This window comes from Pseudomonas sp. PDM16 (assembly GCF_014851865.1).
GTDB lineage: Bacteria > Pseudomonadota > Gammaproteobacteria > Pseudomonadales > Pseudomonadaceae > Aquipseudomonas.
On sequence record NZ_JACVAM010000001.1, the window covers coordinates 378,432 to 397,953 of the forward strand.

Genomic DNA, 19,522 nt, shown 5'->3' on the forward strand with positions numbered 1-19,522 from the left:
CTCAGCTCTCCCCGCCCGTGAAATTGTCGCGCCAGCGCAGCGTGCGTTGTTCCAGACGCTTGAGCAGGCTGTCGCTGAGCTTGCCCATTACCGCCAGGGTGATGATGGCCACCAGCACCAGGTCCGGGCGCGAGGTTTCGCGGCCATCGGTGAGCAGGTAGCCGATGCCCTCGGTGGCCGCCAGCAGCTCGGCAGCAACCACACACAGCCAGGCCATCGACAGGCCGTTGCGCAACCCGGTGAACAGGTAAGGCTGGGCGGCCGGCACGAAGATCCGCCGGATCTGCTGGCTGCGCGGCAGGCGATACAGTTCACCGAGCTCCACCAGCTTGCGGTCGACGTTGCGGATGCCGGCCACCAGGTTCATGTACACCGGGAAGAACGAGCCGATGGCGATCAGGGTGACCTTGGAGGTCTCGTCGATGCCCAGCCAGATCAGCAGCAGCGGTACCCAGGCCAGGCCGGGCACTGCGCGCAGGGCTTGGAAGGTCGGATCGAGATAAGCCTCCAGACGCTGGCTGATACCTACCGCAGAACCCAGCAGCAGCGCCAGCGAGGCGCCGATGGCGAAGCCGGACAGAACCCGCAGGGTACTCGCCAGGATGTGTTCCCACAGCGGACCTTCGGCCAGCTCCAGCACGCTCTGCGCCAGTTCGCTGGGCGCCGGCATCAGGTAGCTGGGAATCCAGCCCAGGCGCACCACGGTTTCCAGCAGTACCAGCAGCACCACCGGCACTGCCCAGCCACGCAGCGCGCTCAGGCGGGCAGCGAGCGCGGTCGGCCGCGCCGAGGCACGTGGCTTCGCCTCCGTCCCGGCCGCCACGCTGGTTGCGCGTGTCATCTCAATTGGCCTCGATCACGGGCTGCGCCAGGCGCGCATCGATCAGGCTGCTCAGCGTGCCCTGCACATCGGCATTGCGACGCAGCACGCCATCGGCCTGCAGCAAGGGAACCACGGGTTCGATGGCGGCCAGGTGCTGCTGGCCCGGCAACGGGCGGCTGAGGTCGTAGCGACCCAACTGCAGCTTGATCACCTCGACCGGCAACTGGGTCTCACCGGAGATCAGCGTGGCGGCTTCGTCCGGGTTGGCGATGATCCAGCGGCGCGCCCGCTCGTAGGCCTGCAGCACGGTGCCGACGGCATCCGGATGGTCGTCGAGGAAGCTGTCGCGGGTGTTGAGGAAGGCGCCGAGGCCGAAGCTGTCGTTGCGGTAGAGGAAACGCGCACCGGCCAGTTCGGCGGCGGCCATGTGCGGGTCGAGACCGGCCCAGGCATCGACACGTCCCTGCTCCAGAGCAGTGCGGCCGTCCGGGTGTTGCAGGTGGACAATCTTGATGTCATCCGGCGTCAGGCCATTGGCCTGCAGCGAACGCAGCAGGAAGAAGTAGGGATCGGTGCCCTTGGTAGCGGCGACCTGCTTGCCCTTGAGTTGATCGATCGAGCCGAGCGCCGAATCTTTCTGTACCAGCAACGCGCTGGGCACATACCAGAGGTAGCTGTAGATGGCCTTCACCGGCTGGCCGTTGGCCCGGCTGACGAACGCGGAGATGCTCGAGGTCAGGGCGAAATCGGAGGCGCCGCTGTTGAGGAATTCCAGGGAGTTGTTGCTGCCGCGCGACAGCACCCAGCGCACCTGTGTGCCCTGTTTGCCGAAGGCGTCCTCCAGCCAGCCGTTGTGTTTCACCACCAGGCTTTCCGGGGAGTAGAAGGCGTAGTCGAGACGGATTTCGTCGAGTTTTTCGGCGTGGGCGCCGAAGGACAGGAGCGCTGCCAGAACGGCAGTCAGCCCCCGACGCAAGGTATGCAGACCCATGGGTCTTCTCCTCATGCTTGGGGTTGATGCCTTCCGGCCCGAATGTCGGACTGGTCAGGAAGGTACCGGGAGGGGACTTTTCCCCTCCCGGGAATGGGTTACAGCAGCGGCAGGGTGTAGCTGACGATCAGGCGGTTCTCGTCCTGGTCATTGGCGGTGGTATTGCCCCGCAGGGAGGCGTTGCGCCAGGAGAAGCCAAGGCCTTTCAGGGCACCGTTCTGCAGGGTGTAGTCCAGACGGAAGTCACGCTCCCATTCCTTGCGGTCGCCACCAACGGCGTCGATGTTGTCACCCGACAGGTAGGTGATGATCGCCTTCAGGCCCGGTGCGCCGACGGAGGTGAAGTCGTAGGCGTACTCGGCCAGCCAGGTGCGCTCTCCGGCCGACAGGAACTTGCCGATCTGGCGGTCGGTAATCAGGTAGGCGGTGGAGCCATCGCCCTGGTTGAGGAACGGGAAGGCGCTGTCGCCCGAGACCTGCTGGTAACCGCCGCTCAGCGCATGGGCACCCAGGGTGTAGGTGAACAGGGCGCTCCAGGTCTGGTTGTCGACCTCGGTGGCGGTGATGGTGTTGGCAGCGCTGATTTCGCCCTGGGCGCGGTAGCCCTCGGCACGGCCGGCGACGCTGCCGTTCTTGCCATCGGAGTCGCTGTGGAAGTAACGCAGATCGGACTTCAGCACGCCCGGGCCGATGGACCAGTTATGAGTCAGACCGAGGAAGTGCTGTTTGTAGAAGTCTTCCAGGTTGCCGTAGTAGTACTGCGCCAGCAGATCCTTGGTGATCTTGTAGTCGGCGCCGCCGTAATAGAACTTGTTGCTGTCAGCCTGCTGGCCGTTGACCACGCTGGCGCCAGCGATGCGCAGGCCGATGCTGTCGGAGGAGGCGCGAGTCGTGGTGTGCTCCAGCTGGCCGGCGGTGAGCAGCAGGTTGTCGATCTCGGCGGAGGTGATCTGGCCACCCTCGAACAGCTGCGGCAGCAGGCGGCCGTCGTTGAAGTTCACCACCGGCAGTTTCGGTTGCAGGGTGCCCAGGCGGGCCTCGGTCTTGGACAGGCGCACCTTGGCGGTCAGGCCGCCCTTGCTGAACTCGTCCTCGGCGCTGCCATCGGTGTCGAGCGGGAACAGCTGACCCGGCGTGCGATCACGACCGGTCTTGGTGTTGGAGCCGCCGGAATCCAGCTTGACGCCGAGCAGGCCGACCGCGTCGAGACCGAAACCGACAGTGCCCTCGGTGAAGCCAGAGGTGTAGTTGAAGATGAAGCCCTGGCCCCACTCGCTGGCCTCGCCATTGTTATTGGCGGTGTTCTTGGTGTTCAGGTCGTAATAGAAGTTGCGCAGGCCCAGGGTGGCCTTACTGTCTTCGATAAAACCGGCGGCAGTGGCCTGCTGGGCGATCACGCCGAGCGCAACGGCGAGAGCCAGGGTGGACTTGTTCATGCTGATGCTCCAGATGCTTTTCTATTTTGATCCGGGGCGTCGACGAGGAAGCCCCTTCGGGGTGCGGAAACTGGCTCGCAGCGGAGGCCCGCTAACGGCTTGGCGGCCAATCTAGGGGATTTTTGTAATCCCCAAAAAGAATTATTTTTCACTTTTATGAAACTAAAAAGAATAAATGAACCATCGGTCAAAATCCATAAGCTAATTCCCGAAAAGTATTTGCCGGTCATTTTTAAGATCGAATAGCTTTTCGCGTACCGGACCACCGGACTTCTCACGCTTCCCTCCCTAGAAGTTTCCGTGTTCCGCCGCCTCATATGGCCGGGACGCCATACAAGAGGCCTTTCATGTCCCGCCATTCATTTTCCCGCCGCACCCTGCTCGGTGCCGGCCTGAGTCTCGGTCTGTTCGCCGCCCTGAGCGCCCCCGTTCATGCAGAGACCGCCTTGCGCATCGGGTACCAGAAATCGTCCACCCTGATCAGCCTGCTGAAGAGCCAGGGCACCCTGGAAAAAGCCTTCGCCGGCCAGGACATCAAGGTCAGCTGGCACGAATTCGCCAGTGGCCAGCCCCTGTTGGAGGCACTCAATGTCGGCAATGTCGATCTTTCCGCCGATGTCGCCGACACCGTGCCGGTGTTCGCTCAGGCCGCCGGTGCGCAGCTCGCCTACTTCGCCCAGGAGGCACCCTCACCGGCCGCCCAGGCGATCATCGTGCACGAGGGCTCTCCGCTGCAGAGCCTTGGCGAGCTGAAGGGCAAGAAGGTCGCCGTGACCAAGGCAGCCGGCTCGCACTACCTGCTGATCGCCGCACTGGCCAAGGCCGGGCTGAAGTTCAGCGACATCCAGCCCGCCTACCTGACCCCGGCCGACGGCCGCGCAGCCTTCGAGAATGGCAAGGTCGACGCCTGGGTGACCTGGGAGCCCTTCCTCAGCGCCGCCCAGCGCCAGTTGCCGACCCGCACCCTGGCAGACAGCAAAGGCCTGGCCAGCTACCAGCGCTATTACCTGACCAGCGCCACCTACGCCAAGGCCCATCCGCAGGTGCTCGAGACCGTCTACGCCGAACTGGTCAAGGCTGGCGACTGGCTGCGCGCCCATCCGGCCGATGCGGCGAAGATCCTCGGCCCGCTGTGGGGTAACCTCGACCCGACCATCGTCCAGCAAGCCAACGGTCGCCGTAGCTATCAGGTAGGCCCGGTGCGCAAGGACGGCCTGGGCGAGCAGCAGAAGATCGCCGATGCCTTCTTCGCCGAGGGCCTGCTGCCCAAGCGAGTCGACGCCACCGACGTGGCGGTGTGGCAGCCGGAGTCGCACCATGCCCAATGAAGCCCGCCATCTGCCACTACAGGCCGAGCCGCTGCTCGACCCGCGCCTGTTCCCCACCGACTTCGGCAACCTCACTGCCAAGGTCGAGCGCCTGGCGCGCAAGCTGGCCGAGAACGCCATCGAGCGAGACCGGCGTGGGGGCCATGCACGGGCCGAGCGCGAACTGATCCGCGAAAGCGGCCTGCTGACCCTGTCCATCCCGCAGCGGTTCGATGGCCAGGAACGCCCCTGGCCGGAGATCTACCGCATCATTCGCCACCTGGCCGCCGCCGACAGTTCGCTGGCTCACCTGTTTGCCTTCAACCACCTGCAGGTCGCCACTCTGCTGTTACACGGCAGCGTCGATCAGCAGCGCCACTGGTTGACCCGTGCAGTGCGCGAGCGCTGGTTCTGGGGCAACGCCACCAATGGTCGCGACCTAGGACTGACACTGGCCCCACGGGAAGAGCACTTCGAGCTGAACGGGCGAAAATCCTTCTGCTCCGGCGCACTGGGCGCAGACGCTCTGGTAGTCAGCGCCCCTCGCGGCGGTAATGCGGGTGAGCGGGTGTTCCTGGTAGTCCCGGCGCAGCGCGAAGGCCTGGCGGTCAACGACGACTGGGACGCCTTCGGCCAGCGCCAGACCGACAGCGGCACCGTGCAGTTCGAAGGAGTCTTCGTCGACCGCGACGAGCTGCTTGTGTCGGGCGGCCAGAGCCCCCGTAGCAGCCTGCGGGTATGTGTGTCGCAGCTGATCCTCACCCAGCTCTACCTGGGCAATGCCCAGGCGGCACTGGACGGAGCGTTGCGCTATGTGCGCGAGCAGGCACGCCCATGGATCGGCGCTGGCGTCGAGGCGGCAATCGAGGATCCATTCATCCAGAAGCGCTACGGCGAGCTCTGGCTGCTCTACCGCGGCGCACTGCTGCAGGCGGAGCTGGCCGCCGAGCGTCTACAGCAGGCCTGGGAAAAGCCAGCCGTGGGCGCCGCAGAGCGCGCTGACCTCGCCCTGCTGATCGCCGAGGCTCGGGTAGCCTCGGCTCGCGCCTCGCTGGAGATCACCAGCCAGGTGTTCGAGACCATGGGCGCTCGCTCCACCGCCTCGCACTTTGGCTTCGACCGCTTCTGGCGCAATGTGCGGGTACACAGCCTGCACGATCCGCTGGATTACAAGGTGCGCGACATCGGCCAATGGCTGACCAGCGGTGTGCCACCGACACCGTCTCTTTATTCCTGACGGATGCCACTCGCCGGGAGCAGCCCTCAGGCGCCGCTCCCGTTCTGCCATCGCCAGCCCCGCCGTGCAGCCAATCGCCACGCGCCTCGGCCCGGTAACGGAAACCGAAGCGAGACTGCCGGAGCAATCGCGCTCAGCCCGCCAGGCGCCTCAGCAGCAGTTGACGCTCCTCGCTGCCAAGCCGTTCCAACTGCCGCTCTAGGCTCTGCAGCGACACGGCGGATGGCAGATTGAGATGCTGCGGCAGGATTTCCTCGCCGACACTGACCAGCAGAGCGAAGTGGATGACGTTTTCCAGCTCGCGCGTATTGCCGTGCCAGGGATGCCCTTCCAGCGCGGCCTGAGCCGCAGGGCCAATCTGCGGAATATCCAGGCCTAGGCGCTGGGCATAGATACCCAGGAAATATTCGGCCAGCGGCAGGATATCCCCTGGCCGCTCGCGCAACGCCGGCAGGACGAGGCGACCTTCGTCCAGATAATGGAAGAGCCGCTCACTGAATTTGCCTGCGGCCACGGCCTGGGCCAGATCGATACTGGTGGCGGTCACCAGGCGCACATCCACCGGCGTCGCCTGATGCCCGCCGACGCGGTGCACCTCGCGGGTCTCCAGCGCAGCCAGCAGCTTGTCCTGCAACGCCAGCGGCAGGTCACCGATCTCGTCCAGATAGAGGGTGCCGCCATTGGCCGAGCCGAACCACCCGGCGCGGCTGCTGGCGGCACCGGAGTAGGCGCCGGCGGCATGACCGAACAGTTCCGCATCGCCCCACTGCGGGCTGATAGCACCGCAGCTGACGGCAACGAAGAGGCCTCCGCGCTCGCTCTCACGGTGAACATGGCGGGCCAACAACTCCTTGCCGGTACCGGTCTCGCCAACGATCAGGACCGGTAGATTGGCAACAGCCAAGGTGTTGGCCTGCTCACGCAGCTGGCGCGAGCGGGGGTCAACGAATACCAGCGCCTTGGCGCGGATGCTCAGAGGGCTCTTCTCGGTGTCGGCGAAGGTCAGCAGGGCCTGCTGGGGAAAGGCGGGGCGGCTCATTGGGCAATCTCGTGTCGGTGCGAGCCGCCAGCCGACGGCTCAGGTAGGAATGGGGTGAAAGCGGCGCCGACGCGCGCGCATTCGCGTCACGTCGGTCGGGTTCATGCGCGAAGGCGCTCCTGTTGCTCGATCTGCCGCTGCAGGCGATAGAGATAGGCGAACCCCTGCTCCCAGCGCTGGTGCCCGGACTTGACGTTTATATGACCGGCGCCCGGCAGAATGGCCGGTTGTGCACCCCAATCACGCGCCATCTGCAACGCCCGAGGAGCGCTGGCGGCGTGATCGTTGTCCGAGCCAACCAGCAGGCTTGGGAAAGGCAGTAGCTCGCGGGAGATGGGGGCAAAGCCCTGCAGGGCCTCGGGACAATTGGGACGCTCGACGTCCGCCGGAGCCACCAGCAGTGCACCGCGCACCTTGCGCAGCGAGGCCAGCGAAGCCTGGGCGGCCCAACGCGCCACGGTGATGCAACCGAGACTGTGGGCTACCAGAATCAATGGCCCGCGCGCGGCAGCTACTTCGCGCTCCACGGCTGCGACCCAGGCACGCGGGTCAGGGTTGTTCCAGTCCGCCTGCTCCACTCGGCGAGCGTTCGGCAGGCTGCGCTGCCAATGGCTCTGCCAGTGTTCGTCCGGCGAACCCTGCCATCCCGGCAGGATCAGGTAACTGGTGGTCTGGCTGGCCATGTCGGGCCTCCTCGATACGTTCCGAGGGCCAGTCTAGGCAGGGATCAAACACATGTTAAGGAATAAGAATTCATTTACTTATTCCATAAATTACAATCAGCCGAGAACGATGCAATCCTTGCCCTGGCGTTTGGCCTGGTACATCGCGGCGTCGGCACGATTGTAGAGATCGTCCAGTTCGTCCCCCCCGCCCAGCACGGTAATGCCCTGGCTGATGGTCACGCCGAAGTTCTCGCCCTCATCGCTGAACTGCAGGCGCTGCACCTCTCGCTGCAGGCGTTCGGCTACCTGGCGCGCCTGCTCGGCGTCGCAGTTGGGGAAGATCGCGGCGAACTCCTCACCACCGATCCGGCCGAACAGGTCGTCGCGGCGCAGCACATAGGCAGCACAATGGGCCACCCGTTGCAGCACGCGATCGCCCATCTGGTGGCCATGACCGTCGTTGATCTTCTTGAAGTCGTCGATGTCCAGCAGCAGGAAGGACAACGGCCGTCCATGGGTTCGAGCCTCGGCGAACAGGTCGTCGGCACACTCGAAGAAGTGTCGGCGGTTGCTCGCGCCGGTCAGCACATCGCTGGTAGCCAGGCGGTGCAGCTCATTCTGCAGGGCCTTCTTCTCGGTGATGTCCTCGGCGATGCCGACGATCAGTTGCTGACCGCCGAACAGGTTGGGCGGACTGATGAAACACTTGTCGCTGAGCCAGCGCACCTCGCCGTCGCCCCGGATGATGCGGTACTCGCGGTGCTCGACCGAGCCGACCTCCAGCACCGACTGCAGGCTTTGCGCGGCGTACTCCATGTCGTCCGGGTAGATGCTGTTCAACCATTCGCCGTAGTCGGCCAGCACCAGCGCGGCACTGCGGCCGAAGATCTGTTCATACGCCGGACTGACGTAGACCACCCGCTGCTGCTCCCAGTCGAAGGCCCAGAGCACGGCGTTGAGGCCGGCCAGCAGACTGCTGACCAGTTGCTCGCGCTCGCGCAAGCGCTCGACCTCGCCGCGGCTGTGCAACAGCGCCAGGGTTAGGGTTTCCAGCTCGCTGGGAGCCTGGTCATTTTCGTCCATGGGACGCTGCCTGATCACGTTCATGAATCAAGACTATGCGCCCTGCGGAAGCGCTGGCGATGCCTCGAACAGCGCGTTGTGACGAGCGGCAGGATTTTCGACGCTGCGGTCAGGAAGCGGGAACCCGTGCAAGATTTTGCGGTATTACACTGCCGCTTAGACCTGTAATGAATAAATAAATCGTTAAATATTCTTTTTAAGACTAAATCTCCTGCCCCTAATATCCGCTCCACGCCCAACCCCGGGCACCCATCCAAGGAGCAGAGTCATGAGCGCAACCCTCAGAAGCATCGAAGGCCAAGACGAAGCCGGCATCCTGCGTGAAATTCAATCCGCCCTGCAGGGTCTGCGTTTTGGCTCGGTAGAAATCACCGTACATAACGGCCAGGTCGTACAAATCGAGCGCAAGGAAAAATTCCGCCTGCAGGCACAGAACACCAAGCAGGCCTGAGTTCCCGCCAACCCGACTGGACAACCGGAGGGCGTCACCCATGAGCACGAATACACCCGCCATGAGCATGTCCCAGCAGCGCTCGCTTCGCTGCCGGGAGCGAATGCGCCGCTGAGCGCAACCGCACCTCCGCAAGACCCTGTAGCCAACACAGAACAACTTCCAAGATCCAGGAGCTTCAACATGTCCATTCGTCGTTTCGCCCTGGCCGCCCTGACCTCCGCCCTGTTCGCCGGCCAAGCTGCCGCCGCCAACGAACTGCTCAACGTGTCCTACGACCCGACTCGTGAGCTGTACCAGGAATTCAACGCTGCCTTTAACAAGCACTGGCAGGCCGAAGGCCACGAAGCCGTGACCATCCAGCAATCCCACGGTGGTTCGGGCAAACAGGCCCGTGCCGTGATCGACGGCCTGCGTGCCGACGTGGTGACCCTGGCCCTGGCCGGTGACATCGACGAGCTGAACAAGCTCGGCAAGCTGATCCCCGAGGACTGGCAGAGCCGCCTGCCGCAATCCAGCACCCCGTACACCTCGACCATCGTGTTCCTAGTGCGCAAGGGCAACCCGGAAGGCATCAAGGACTGGGACGACCTGGTAAAACCGGGCGTCGAAGTCATCACCCCGAACCCGAAAACCTCCGGCGGCGCCCGCTGGAACTTCCTCGCCGCCTGGGCCTACGCCCAGCAGAAATACGGCAGCGAAGAGAAGGCCCAGGAATTCGTCGAGAAGCTCTACAAGAACGTGCCGGTACTCGACACCGGTGCCCGTGGCTCGACCATCACCTTCGTCAACAACCAGATCGGCGACGTGCTGCTGGCCTGGGAAAACGAAGCCTTCCTGGCCCTCAAGGAACAAGGTGGCGACCAGTTCGAGATCGTCGCACCGAGCCTGTCCATCCTCGCCGAGCCGCCGGTGGCCGTGGTCGACAAGAACGTCGACAAGAAAGGCACCCGTGAACTGGCCAATGCCTACCTGAACTACCTGTACAGCGAAGAAGGCCAGCGCATCGCCGCGAAGAACTTCTACCGCCCACGCAACGAGAAGGTCGCAGCCGAATTCACCAAACAGTTCCCCGAGCTGAAACTGGTGACCATCGACAAGGACTTCAACGGCTGGAAGACTGCGCAGCCCAAGTTCTTCAACGACGGTGGCATCTTCGACAAGATCTACCAGGCACAGTGATTTCGTAGCGCGGCACGGGTGGGTAATACCCATCCCCTGCTTCGCTAGCGCTCACAGTGGTTAGAATCGCCGCCCCGCGCAACACGCCAAAGGGAAGCCCACCGCTTCCCTTTGGCACAAGCGAAACCAGGCGAGTCAGGACAGGCGGCCCTGCCGCCTCTCCGAGCGTTCCAACGCAGCTATAAGGACAGACCATGTCACGCCGTATCTCCCCCGTCATACCCGGCTTCGGGCTGACGCTGGGCTACACCCTGGTGTACCTCAGCCTGTTGGTGCTGATTCCCCTGGGTGCCATGTTCGTGCATGCCGCCCAACTCACCTGGGATCAGTTCTGGGCCATCATTTCCGCACCGCGCGTGCTCGCTGCACTGAAGCTGAGCTTCTCCACCGCGCTGTTCGCCGCCATCCTCAATGGCATCATCGGCACCCTGCTGGCCTGGGTGCTGGTGCGTTACACCTTCCCCGGCCGCAAGATCATCGACGCGATGATCGACCTGCCGTTCGCCCTGCCTACCGCCGTCGCCGGTATCGCCCTGACCGCGCTCTACGCACCGGCCGGGCTGGTCGGCCAGTTCGCCACGGCGCTGGGTTTCAAGATCGCCTACACGCCGCTGGGCATCACCCTGGCGCTGACTTTCGTCACCCTGCCCTTCGTCGTGCGTACGTTGCAGCCGGTGCTGGCGGACATCCCGCGTGAGGTCGAAGAAGCCGCCGCGTGCCTGGGCGCCAAGCCGTTCCAGGTGTTCCGCCACATCCTCATGCCGGCCCTGCTGCCAGCCTGGCTGACCGGCTTCGCCCTGGCCTTCGCCCGTGGCGTCGGCGAGTATGGCTCGGTGATCTTCATCGCCGGCAACATGCCGATGAAGACCGAGATCCTGCCGCTGCTGATCATGGTCAAGCTCGACCAGTACGATTACCACGGGGCCACCGCCATCGGTGTGCTGATGCTGGTCGTGTCCTTCATCCTGCTGCTGCTGATCAACCTGCTGCAGCGCCGCATCGAACGCCCGTAAGGAGGCCGCCATGTCATCTGCAACCATCGGCGCCGCCGCTACCGCCAACGCCGCCCGCCGCGGCAATGCCGCCGGGCGTATCGCGCTGATCATCGGCGCCTGGCTGGCGTTCGCGCTGTTTCTTCTGCTGCCGCTCTACGTGGTGCTGAGCGAGGCGCTGAAGCTCGGCCTCGGCACCTTCTTCACCGCGCTGATCGAGCCGGACGCGGTCTCCGCCCTGAAGCTGACCCTGCTCGCCGTGGGCATCTCGGTGCCGCTCAACCTGGTGTTCGGCGTGGCCGCCGCCTGGTGCGTGAGCAAATACGAGTTCACCGGCAAGAGCATCCTGGTCACCCTGATCGACCTGCCGTTCTCGGTCTCGCCGGTGATCGCCGGTCTGATCTACGTGCTGCTGTTCGGCGCCCAGGGCTTTTTCGGCGAATGGCTGCAAGAGCACGACATCCAGATCATCTTCGCCCTACCGGGCATCGTTCTGGCCACCGTGTTCGTCACAGTGCCCTTCGTCGCCCGCGAGCTGATCCCGCTGATGCAGGAACAGGGCACTCAGGAAGAAGAGGCCGCGCGCCTGCTCGGCGCCAACGGCTGGCAGATGTTCTGGCACATCACCCTGCCGAACATCAAATGGGGCCTGATCTACGGCGTGGTGCTGTGTACCGCGCGCGCCATGGGCGAGTTCGGCGCGGTGTCGGTGGTGTCCGGGCACATCCGCGGCTTCACCAACACCCTGCCGCTGCACGTCGAGATCCTCTACAACGAGTACAACCACGTCGCCGCGTTCAGCGTCGCCAGCCTGTTGCTGGCCCTGGCCCTGATCATCCTGCTGCTCAAGCAGTGGAGCGAATCCCGCCTGTCCCGTCTGAAATCCGCAGACGACGAGGAATAAGTCATGAGCATTGAAATCCGCAACGTCACCAAGAATTTCGGCGCCTTCCGCGCACTCAACGACATCAACCTGGACATCCAGAGCGGTGAACTGGTCGCGCTGCTCGGCCCGTCCGGCTGCGGCAAGACCAGCCTGCTGCGCATCATCGCCGGCCTGGAAACCCCGGACACCGGCAACATCGTGTTCCACGGCGAAGACGTGTCGCAGCACGACGTGCGTGATCGCAACGTCGGCTTCGTGTTCCAGCACTACGCGCTGTTCCGCCACATGAGCGTGTTCGACAACGTCGCTTTCGGCCTGCGCATGAAACCCAAGGGCGAGCGCCCGAGCGACGCGGAAATCGCCAAGCAGGTGCATGAGCTGCTTGGCATGGTCCAGCTCGACTGGCTCGCCGATCGCTACCCGGAGCAGCTGTCCGGCGGCCAGCGCCAGCGTATCGCCCTGGCTCGCGCCCTGGCGGTGAAGCCCAAGGTGCTGCTGCTCGATGAGCCCTTCGGCGCCCTCGACGCCAAGGTGCGCAAGGAGCTGCGCCGCTGGCTCGCCCGCCTGCACGAGGAAGTGCATCTGACCAGCGTGTTCGTTACCCACGACCAGGAAGAAGCCATGGAAGTGGCCGACCGCATCGTGGTGATGAACAAGGGCGTGATCGAGCAGATCGGTTCGCCGGGCGAGGTCTACGAGAACCCGGCCAGCGACTTCGTCTACCACTTCCTCGGCGACTCCAACCGCCTGCACATCGGCGAGGATCAGCACGTGCTGTTCCGCCCGCACGAAGTCTCGCTGTCGCGCCAGGCGGTGGAAGAGCATCGCAGCGCCGAAGTGCGTGATATTCGCCCGCTGGGCGCGATCACCCGGGTGACCCTCAAGGTCGACGGCCAGGACGAGCTGATCGAAGCCGAAGTGGTCAAGGACCACGACAGCCTGGCTGGTCTTGCCCGTGGCGAAACACTCTACTTCAAGCCGAAGGTCTGGCAGCAACATCCCGCGATCTGACCCTTCTCTCGCCGCCGCACGGCTCTCCCACCCAGCCTGCGGCGGTGTTCTTCCCCCTTCCGCTCTCGACCCGCTCGTACGTGCGATAGCACAGACCCGGGAACGCCGACTCCACGACGCCAAAATTGCGATGTAAATCACTCTTTTGGCTCATCCCTTGCTATTGCAAGCGCAGTAGGCTGTTGCGACTGCGCGGACGGCCACTGCCCAACCGAACGACACGCGCCGACAAGAATAATAAGGAGCGACCGGGGATGAATCGTAATCCTATGATTCGATTGATTTTTTCCACCATGCTAGGGATTTTGGCAACTTTCTCGGCCATCGCCCAGGCGGCGGCCATGACCGCTGCCGAACAGGTACAGGTGTACGCTAGCCGAGCCACCAGCAGCCTACTGCTGGTTCGTGGCGAGGGCTTTCAGGAGGAGTATCTGACTCGCCTGGAGAAGGACATCGCCGATCTCGAGACCGCCTCCCAGGCGGCCATGAGCGCCAGTTCGGAAATACCCGGATTGACCACCAAGCTTGTTACCCAGTTACGCCTGGGTGTTTCCTTTGGCCCCAAAGAAGACGACATGCCTTGGGACTATCCCCAGGACCTGGCCCAGTCACTGCGCGCGCTGCTCACCGTGGCCCGTGCCGTACCCAAGGCCGACCCGGCCGGCGAGCTACCGGCTCAGGTCGAGTATCTGGGTGTCCAGTACCTCAGCCGCGCCTACATCGGCAGCTTTGAAATCGCCCGCGAGCAGACCGATAACTACGTCGGCCAGGACGAGCGAGTACTGGTACCGAAGATTGACCAGGAGCTGGGCGCCCTCGACGGCAAGACCAACCCCGCCGTAGCCAAGCTCAAGACCCGCTGGAAATTCCTGCGCGCCGCTCTGCTGGACATGAACAGCGGCAGCAACACCCTGGCCAGTACTTCCGGCCGCGCCTTCGCCCCCACCACCGTGGATCGCCACACCCGCTCGATGACCGGCCAGTGGATGTCCCTGGGCCAGGTCGCCGGATCGCCATGAATCGCTAGAGCATGTATCGAAGAGCCGGGCCCCAAGCCCGGCTTTTTATGGCCGGCTCTCGCCCTGATAGGCCCGTGCGACCTGCAGCAGCCAGTCACGAAACGCACGCAGGGCCGCAGACTCGGCCTTGCGCTCGGGAATCATCAGGTAATAGGCCTTGTCGCTGCTGTGCAGCGCCGCCGGGTGAGCCGGCACCAGCCTCCCCTCCGCCAGCTCGCGCTGGATGAGGAACGGCGGGATCAGCGCTACGCCCATGCCATGGCTGGCGGCCTGGGCCAGCATGGAGAACAGTTCGTAGCGCGGCCCGCCGAGGTCGTGCGGCACGCTCAGGCCCTGGGCGGCAAACCACTGACGCCAGGCGTAGGGTCGGGTGGTCTGCTGCAGCAGCGGCATCGCTGACAGCTCGGCCGCCTCAAACTGTCCACGGCCGGCCAGCAGTTCAGGGCTGCAGACCGGTTGCGGCTCCTCGGGCATCAGGAAGTGCGCCTCGGTACCCGACCATTCGGCATCGCCGAAATAAATCGCCGCATCGAACGCGGTATCGGCGAACAGGAACGGCCGGGTGCGGTTGGTCAAGTGCACCGTCACCTCAGGGTGCAGGCGCTGGAAGTCCTTGAGCCGCGGCACCAGCCACTGGGTGGCGAAGGTCGGCACCACCGCCAGTTCGATGGCTACTGCGCCCTGCTGGCCCATGGCGGCGAGCGTATCGCGCTCCACCGCGTCGAGCTGCGCCGCCACCTTGCGGCTGTAGGCCAGTCCCGCCTCGGTCAGCTTGACCCCGCGCCGCGAGCGACGGAACAGCTCGATACCGAGGAACTGCTCCAGCCCGGCGATCTGCCGACAGATCGCGCTCTGTGTCAGCACCAGCTCGTCGGCGGCCTTGGTGAAGCTCTGGTGGCGAGCCGCAGACTCGAAGGCCACCAGGGCGGCAGTACTGGGTATTCGGCGGCGCATCTATGCCATGACCTCACTTGCAAACGAATAAATTGCCTGATCAGGCTATCTCGGAGTGAGTTATTCGCACAACAGCGTGCGAAATCCTCGTTTGCCCGCAGCCATCGTCGGGCCTAGTCTCTCTCCATCGCCCGGCCAAGCGCCGGTTCATGACTGCCACTGCTTCGAGGATTCGCCCATGGCCGCCAAGGCAAGCTTCAACTGGATCGACCCGCTCCTGCTGGACCAGCAGCTGACCGAGGAAGAGCGCATGGTGCGCGACAGCGCCCAGCAGTTCGCCGCCGACAAGTTGGCTCCGCGCGTGCTGGAAGCCTTCCGCCACGAGAAAACCGACGCGGCGATCTTCCGCGAGATGGGCGACACCGGTCTGCTCGGCGCCACCATCCCCGAGGCGTACGGCGGTAGTGGTCTGAACTACGTGTGCTACGGCCTGATCGCCCGCGAGGTGGAGCGTGTGGACTCCGGCTACCGCTCGATGATGAGCGTGCAGTCATCGCTAGTGATGGTGCCGATCTTCGAATTCGGCAACGAAGCGACCAAGCAGAAGTACCTGCCCAAGCTGGCCAGTGGTGAGTACATCGGCTGCTTCGGCCTGACCGAGCCGAACCATGGCTCGGACCCGGGCTCGATGATCACCCGCGCCAAGAAGGTCGATGGCGGCTACCGCATCACCGGTAGCAAGATGTGGATCACCAACAGTCCGATCGCCGACGTGTTCGTGGTCTGGGCCAAGGACGACGCCGGCGAGATCCGCGGCTTCGTTCTGGAGAAAGGCTGGGAAGGCCTGAGCGCCCCGGCCATCCACGGCAAGGTCGGCCTGCGCGCTTCGATCACCGGTGAGATCGTCATGGACAACGTGTTCTGCCCGGAAGAAAACGCCTTCCCCGACGTGCGCGGCCTCAAGGGCCCGTTCACCTGCCTCAACTCCGCCCGCTACGGCATCAGCTGGGGGGCTCTGGGCGCCGCCGAGTTCTGCTGGCACACCGCGCGCCAGTACACCCTGGACCGCACCCAGTTCGGCCGCCCGCTGGCCCAGACCCAGCTGATCCAGAAGAAGCTGGCCGACATGCAGACCGAGATCACCCTGGCACTGCAAGGCTGCCTGCGCCTTGGCCGGATGAAGGACGAAGGCACCGCCGCGGTGGAAATCACCTCGATCATGAAGCGCAATAGCTGTGGCAAGGCGCTGGACATCGCGCGCATGGCCCGCGACATGATGGGCGGCAACGGCATCAGCGACGAGTTCGGGGTGGCCCGCCACCTGGTCAACCTCGAGGTGGTCAATACCTACGAGGGTACCCACGACGTGCACGCGCTGATCCTCGGCCGTGCGCAGACCGGTCTGCAGGCGTTCTTCTGATCTGCTCCCCCTCTCCCTCCGGGAGAGGGGCCGGGGGTGAGGGATTTCCGGGCCGCTCCGAGTTGCCTATAGCCCCCTCAGCCTCCGCGGCCCGCCCCAACCCTCTCCCAAAGGGAGAGGGAGTTCTTACCCATTCGCCAGCCTGTGAGGTTTCCCATGCCCGGCGCCCTGTCCCATATCCGTGTCCTCGACCTGTCCCGCGTGCTGGCCGGCCCTTGGGCCGGGCAGATACTCGCCGACCTCGGCGCCGAGGTGATCAAGGTCGAGCGACCGGACACGGGGGACGACACCCGCCACTGGGGCCCGCCCTACATCAAGGATGCCGACGGCAACGACAGCCGCGAGGCGGCCTACTTCCAGTGCGCCAACCGCAACAAGCAGTCACTGACCCTGGACTTCACCCAGCCCGAGGGCCAGCGCCTGGTGCGCGAACTGGCGGCGCAATGCGACGTGGTGCTGGAGAACTTCAAGGTCGGCGGCCTGGCCGCCTACGGCCTCGACTACGAGTCGCTGAAGGCAGTGAATCCGCGATTGATCTACTGCTCGATCACCGGCTTCGGGCAGGACGGCCCGTATGCCAAGCGTGCCGGCTACGACTTCATGATCCAGGGTCTGGGCGGGCTGATGAGCCTGACCGGCAAACCCGATGGCGAAGACGGCGCCGGCCCGATGAAGGTCGGCGTCGCGCTGACCGACATTCTCACCGGTCTCTACGCTACCGTTGCCGTACTGGCCGCGCTGAACGCCCGTGAGCAGAGCGGCCAGGGCCAGTACATCGACGTGGCCCTGCTCGACGTGCAGGTGGCCTGCCTGGCCAACCAGGCGATGAACTACCTGGCCACCGGCAGCGCGCCCAAGCGCCTGGGCAACGCCCACCCGAACATCGTGCCGTATCAGGACTTCCCCACCGCCGACGGCGACTTCATCCTCGCCGTGGGCAACGACGGGCAGTTTCGCAAGTTCTGCGAGGTCGCCGGGCTTCCGGCTTTGCCCGACGACCCGCGCTTTTCCACCAACAAGGCACGCGTCGCCAATCGTGCCGAACTGATCCCGCTGCTGCGCCAGGCCACGGTATTCAAGAGCACCGCGGAATGGATCGCCCTGCTGGAGGCCGCCGGCGTGCCGTGCGGGCCGATCAACGACCTGGCCCAGGTATTTGCCGATCCGCAGGTACTGGCCCGTGGCTTGCGGGTGGACATGGCCAACGGCATGGGCAGCACTACGCCGCAGGTAGCCAGCCCGCTGCGCCTGTCCGCCACCCCGGTGGACTACCGCCTGGCGCCACCGCTGCTGGGCGAGCACACCGAAGAATTACTGCAGAGCCTGCTCGGCCTGGACGCCGAGCAGATCGCCAACCTGCGCCGAACCGCCGTGATTTAACCCACCGCCCTCCAAGGTCCGCCTGGAGCGCCAGGCGTATACTTGAGCTTCAACCAGACTCAAGAAGTCGACAATTTATCGACCATATCGCCGTTGATCGCCGAAATTTTCGCTCTTGAACGTAATTGGTAACAGACATCAGCGAGCGGACATCAATCTGATTCAACTCGCTGATAGTACCTTCGAGCGATACTAAGCCGCGCTTATACGGACCTAAGCTGGGGTCACCCGTAACCCCCCATCGCGTGCCAGGATGGCGCCGCGGAGCCTTGCCCATGACCAATAACAACAACGGCTATCCCTCCAGTCTTTCCGCCTGGGTCACCGTGACCATCCTGATGGTCGCCTACGTCCTGTCGTTCATCGATCGACAGATCCTCAACCTGCTGGTGGGCCCGATCCGCCGAGATCTGGACATCACCGACACGCAGATGAGTCTGCTGATGGGGCTGTCGTTCGCCCTGTTCTACACCGTGTGCGGCATCCCCCTCGGACGCCTGGCCGACACCAAGAGCCGGCGCGGCCTGATCGCCGTCGGCGTGCTGTTCTGGAGCGCAGCCACCGCCGCCTGCGGCATGGCGAAGCAATACTGGCAGTTCCTCCTGTGCCGGGTCGGCGTCGGCGTCGGCGAGGCGGCCCTGTCGCCCGCCGCCTATTCGCTGATCGCCGACAGCTTCCCGCCGGAGCGTCGCGCCACCGCCATCAGCGTGTACTCCATGGGGGTCTACCTGGGTTCGGGCATCGCCTTCCTGCTCGGCGGCCTGGTGATCAAGTTCGCTTCGGCCCAAGGCGATGTCGTACTACCGCTGCTCGGCGAGGTGCGCCCGTGGCAGCTGATCTTCCTCATTCTCGGCGCCGCCGGCGTGCTCTTCACCCTGCTGATGCTGGCCGTGCGCGAGCCGGCGCGACGTGGAGTCGGTGCCGGCGTGGCAGTGCCGCTGGCCGAGGTCGGCCGCTACATCCGCAGCAACCGCCGCACCGTGCTGTGCCATAACTTCGGCTTCGCCGGCCTGGCGTTCGCCGGCTACGGCAGCGCGGCCTGGATACCCACGTTCTACATCCGCACCTATGGCTGGGACGCCGGCCAGGTGGGCATCGTCTATGGCTCCATCGTCGCCGTGTTCGGCTGCCTCGGCATCGTCTTCGGCGGGCGCCTGGCGGACTGGCTGGCCAAGCACGGGCGCAGCGACGCCAACATGCGAGTCGGCCTCTACGCAGCGGTCGGCGCACTGCCTTTCGTCATCGCTTTCCCGCTGATGGGCAATGCCTTCTGGGCCAGCGTGCTGATGGCGCCCACGGTGTTCTGCCTGAGCATGCCATTCGGCGTGGCGCCCGCGGCAATCCAGGAAATCATGCCCAACTCGATGCGTGGCCAGGCCTCGGCGCTGTATCTGTTCGTCATTACCCTGATCGGCCTGGGCCTGGGCCCAACTGCCGTGGCGCTGGTGACCGACTTCGTGTTCATGGACGACAACGCCCTGCGCTACTCGCTGCTAATCGTTACCACGCTCGCCGTAGTGTCGTCCGTCATCCTGCTCTGGAGAGGACTGCATCCCTACCGCGAGAGCCTGCAGCGACTCCAGCAGTGGTCGCTCGGCGCCGCCTGAGCACTGCTCTTGCGTGCCCTGACAAGCCCCGCCTCGGCGGGGCTTTTTCGTTATCCATCGCCTTTGGCTGATGACGTCCCATTCAGCATATTGCTGGCC

At 64.6% G+C, this 19,522-nt stretch carries 18 protein-coding genes; 11 read left to right on the top strand and 7 right to left on the bottom strand.

The window, feature by feature from the left end:
- Position 1 precedes the first annotated feature (1 nt).
- The 3 genes from IB234_RS01700 to IB234_RS01710 form a co-directional block, all read right to left on the bottom strand.
- Positions 2-841: an ABC transporter permease gene (locus IB234_RS01700; protein ID WP_192312873.1), complete on the bottom strand. Its 840-nt coding sequence runs from the start codon at positions 839-841 to the stop codon at positions 2-4.
- A 1-nt stretch (position 842) separates the two neighbouring features.
- Entirely contained in the window at positions 843-1,814 is a 972-nt protein-coding gene (locus IB234_RS01705; RefSeq protein ID WP_192312876.1) for an aliphatic sulfonate ABC transporter substrate-binding protein, read from the bottom strand.
- A 98-nt stretch (positions 1,815-1,912) separates the two neighbouring features.
- Entirely contained in the window at positions 1,913-3,250 is a 1,338-nt protein-coding gene (locus tag IB234_RS01710) for an OprD family porin (RefSeq protein ID WP_192312879.1), read from the bottom strand.
- Positions 3,251-3,597: 347 nt separating this feature from the next.
- On the opposite strand from IB234_RS01710, the gene IB234_RS01715 reads away from it, so the two are divergent.
- Together IB234_RS01715 and IB234_RS01720 are read left to right on the top strand one after the other, a co-directional pair.
- Positions 3,598-4,578: an aliphatic sulfonate ABC transporter substrate-binding protein gene (locus IB234_RS01715; protein ID WP_192312882.1), complete on the top strand. Its 981-nt coding sequence runs from the start codon at positions 3,598-3,600 to the stop codon at positions 4,576-4,578.
- Positions 4,568-5,794 (top strand): acyl-CoA dehydrogenase family protein, encoded by a 1,227-nt coding sequence (locus IB234_RS01720; protein WP_192312885.1) that lies wholly within the window; start codon positions 4,568-4,570, stop codon positions 5,792-5,794. Before IB234_RS01715 ends, IB234_RS01720 begins: the two co-directional genes overlap by 11 nt.
- Positions 5,795-5,927: 133 nt before the next feature.
- On the opposite strand, the gene IB234_RS01725 is transcribed toward IB234_RS01720, so the two are convergent.
- From IB234_RS01725 to IB234_RS01735, 3 genes are all read right to left on the bottom strand, one after another.
- The gene (locus tag IB234_RS01725; protein WP_192312888.1) at positions 5,928-6,833 is read right to left on the bottom strand and encodes a sigma 54-interacting transcriptional regulator; all 906 of its coding nucleotides are present in this window, start codon (positions 6,831-6,833) and stop codon (positions 5,928-5,930) included.
- Positions 6,834-6,934: 101 nt separating this feature from the next.
- Positions 6,935-7,516 carry an RBBP9/YdeN family alpha/beta hydrolase gene (locus IB234_RS01730; protein WP_192312892.1) on the bottom strand — a complete coding sequence of 194 codons (582 nt, stop codon included), beginning with the start codon at positions 7,514-7,516 and terminating at the stop codon, positions 6,935-6,937.
- Between the two features lie 96 nt (positions 7,517-7,612).
- Entirely contained in the window at positions 7,613-8,581 is a 969-nt protein-coding gene (locus tag IB234_RS01735) for a sensor domain-containing diguanylate cyclase (RefSeq protein WP_192312895.1), read from the bottom strand.
- A gap of 268 nt (positions 8,582-8,849) precedes the next feature.
- Between IB234_RS01735 and oscA the strand changes: the two genes are divergently transcribed.
- The 6 genes from oscA (at position 8,850) to IB234_RS01765 (ending at position 14,122) form a co-directional block, all read left to right on the top strand.
- Positions 8,850-9,032 carry a sulfur starvation response protein OscA gene (oscA, locus tag IB234_RS01740; protein ID WP_192312898.1) on the top strand — a complete coding sequence of 61 codons (183 nt, stop codon included), beginning with the start codon at positions 8,850-8,852 and terminating at the stop codon, positions 9,030-9,032.
- A 183-nt stretch (positions 9,033-9,215) separates the two neighbouring features.
- A complete protein-coding gene (locus tag IB234_RS01745) occupies positions 9,216-10,214 on the top strand; it encodes a sulfate ABC transporter substrate-binding protein (RefSeq protein ID WP_192312901.1) in 999 nt (332 codons plus the stop codon).
- Between the two features lie 194 nt (positions 10,215-10,408).
- Positions 10,409-11,227, top strand: a complete 819-nt coding sequence (cysT, locus tag IB234_RS01750) for a sulfate ABC transporter permease subunit CysT (protein ID WP_192312904.1) — start codon at positions 10,409-10,411, stop codon at positions 11,225-11,227.
- A 10-nt stretch (positions 11,228-11,237) separates the two neighbouring features.
- Entirely contained in the window at positions 11,238-12,110 is an 873-nt protein-coding gene (gene cysW / locus IB234_RS01755) for a sulfate ABC transporter permease subunit CysW (protein ID WP_192312907.1), read from the top strand.
- Between the two features lie 3 nt (positions 12,111-12,113).
- Complete coding sequence (locus tag IB234_RS01760; RefSeq protein WP_192312910.1) at positions 12,114-13,103, top strand: sulfate/molybdate ABC transporter ATP-binding protein; 990 nt, start codon at positions 12,114-12,116, stop codon at positions 13,101-13,103.
- Between the two features lie 254 nt (positions 13,104-13,357).
- Positions 13,358-14,122 (top strand): hypothetical protein, encoded by a 765-nt coding sequence (locus IB234_RS01765; protein WP_192312913.1) that lies wholly within the window; start codon positions 13,358-13,360, stop codon positions 14,120-14,122.
- 45 nt (positions 14,123-14,167) lie between these two features.
- Here IB234_RS01765 and IB234_RS01770 read toward each other — a convergent pair whose 3' ends face one another.
- Entirely contained in the window at positions 14,168-15,076 is a 909-nt protein-coding gene (locus tag IB234_RS01770) for a LysR substrate-binding domain-containing protein (RefSeq protein ID WP_192312916.1), read from the bottom strand.
- Positions 15,077-15,254: 178 nt separating this feature from the next.
- Between IB234_RS01770 and IB234_RS01775 the strand changes: the two genes are divergently transcribed.
- The 3 genes from IB234_RS01775 to IB234_RS01785 all read left to right on the top strand — a co-directional run bounded on the left by IB234_RS01775 (position 15,255) and on the right by IB234_RS01785 (position 19,423).
- The gene (locus IB234_RS01775) at positions 15,255-16,436 is read left to right on the top strand and encodes an acyl-CoA dehydrogenase (protein ID WP_192312919.1); all 1,182 of its coding nucleotides are present in this window, start codon (positions 15,255-15,257) and stop codon (positions 16,434-16,436) included.
- 156 nt (positions 16,437-16,592) lie between these two features.
- Positions 16,593-17,816, top strand: coding sequence for a CaiB/BaiF CoA transferase family protein (locus IB234_RS01780; RefSeq protein ID WP_192312922.1), 1,224 nt, complete (start codon positions 16,593-16,595; stop codon positions 17,814-17,816).
- Between the two features lie 275 nt (positions 17,817-18,091).
- Positions 18,092-19,423, top strand: a complete 1,332-nt coding sequence (locus IB234_RS01785) for a spinster family MFS transporter (protein ID WP_192312925.1) — start codon at positions 18,092-18,094, stop codon at positions 19,421-19,423.
- Positions 19,424-19,522 lie beyond the last annotated feature (99 nt).

Coding starts and splice junctions, on each gene's coding strand:
- IB234_RS01700 (WP_192312873.1), bottom strand. CDS start 841: ATGACACGCGCAACCAGCGTGGCGGCCGGGACGGAGGCGAAGCCACGT.
- IB234_RS01705 (WP_192312876.1), bottom strand. CDS start 1,814: ATGGGTCTGCATACCTTGCGTCGGGGGCTGACTGCCGTTCTGGCAGCG.
- IB234_RS01710 (WP_192312879.1), bottom strand. CDS start 3,250: ATGAACAAGTCCACCCTGGCTCTCGCCGTTGCGCTCGGCGTGATCGCC.
- IB234_RS01715 (WP_192312882.1), top strand. CDS start 3,598: ATGTCCCGCCATTCATTTTCCCGCCGCACCCTGCTCGGTGCCGGCCTG.
- IB234_RS01720 (WP_192312885.1), top strand. CDS start 4,568: ATGCCCAATGAAGCCCGCCATCTGCCACTACAGGCCGAGCCGCTGCTC.
- IB234_RS01725 (WP_192312888.1), bottom strand. CDS start 6,833: ATGAGCCGCCCCGCCTTTCCCCAGCAGGCCCTGCTGACCTTCGCCGAC.
- IB234_RS01730 (WP_192312892.1), bottom strand. CDS start 7,516: ATGGCCAGCCAGACCACCAGTTACCTGATCCTGCCGGGATGGCAGGGT.
- IB234_RS01735 (WP_192312895.1), bottom strand. CDS start 8,581: ATGGACGAAAATGACCAGGCTCCCAGCGAGCTGGAAACCCTAACCCTG.
- oscA (WP_192312898.1), top strand. CDS start 8,850: ATGAGCGCAACCCTCAGAAGCATCGAAGGCCAAGACGAAGCCGGCATC.
- IB234_RS01745 (WP_192312901.1), top strand. CDS start 9,216: ATGTCCATTCGTCGTTTCGCCCTGGCCGCCCTGACCTCCGCCCTGTTC.
- cysT (WP_192312904.1), top strand. CDS start 10,409: ATGTCACGCCGTATCTCCCCCGTCATACCCGGCTTCGGGCTGACGCTG.
- cysW (WP_192312907.1), top strand. CDS start 11,238: ATGTCATCTGCAACCATCGGCGCCGCCGCTACCGCCAACGCCGCCCGC.
- IB234_RS01760 (WP_192312910.1), top strand. CDS start 12,114: ATGAGCATTGAAATCCGCAACGTCACCAAGAATTTCGGCGCCTTCCGC.
- IB234_RS01765 (WP_192312913.1), top strand. CDS start 13,358: ATGAATCGTAATCCTATGATTCGATTGATTTTTTCCACCATGCTAGGG.
- IB234_RS01770 (WP_192312916.1), bottom strand. CDS start 15,076: ATGCGCCGCCGAATACCCAGTACTGCCGCCCTGGTGGCCTTCGAGTCT.
- IB234_RS01775 (WP_192312919.1), top strand. CDS start 15,255: ATGGCCGCCAAGGCAAGCTTCAACTGGATCGACCCGCTCCTGCTGGAC.
- IB234_RS01780 (WP_192312922.1), top strand. CDS start 16,593: ATGCCCGGCGCCCTGTCCCATATCCGTGTCCTCGACCTGTCCCGCGTG.
- IB234_RS01785 (WP_192312925.1), top strand. CDS start 18,092: ATGACCAATAACAACAACGGCTATCCCTCCAGTCTTTCCGCCTGGGTC.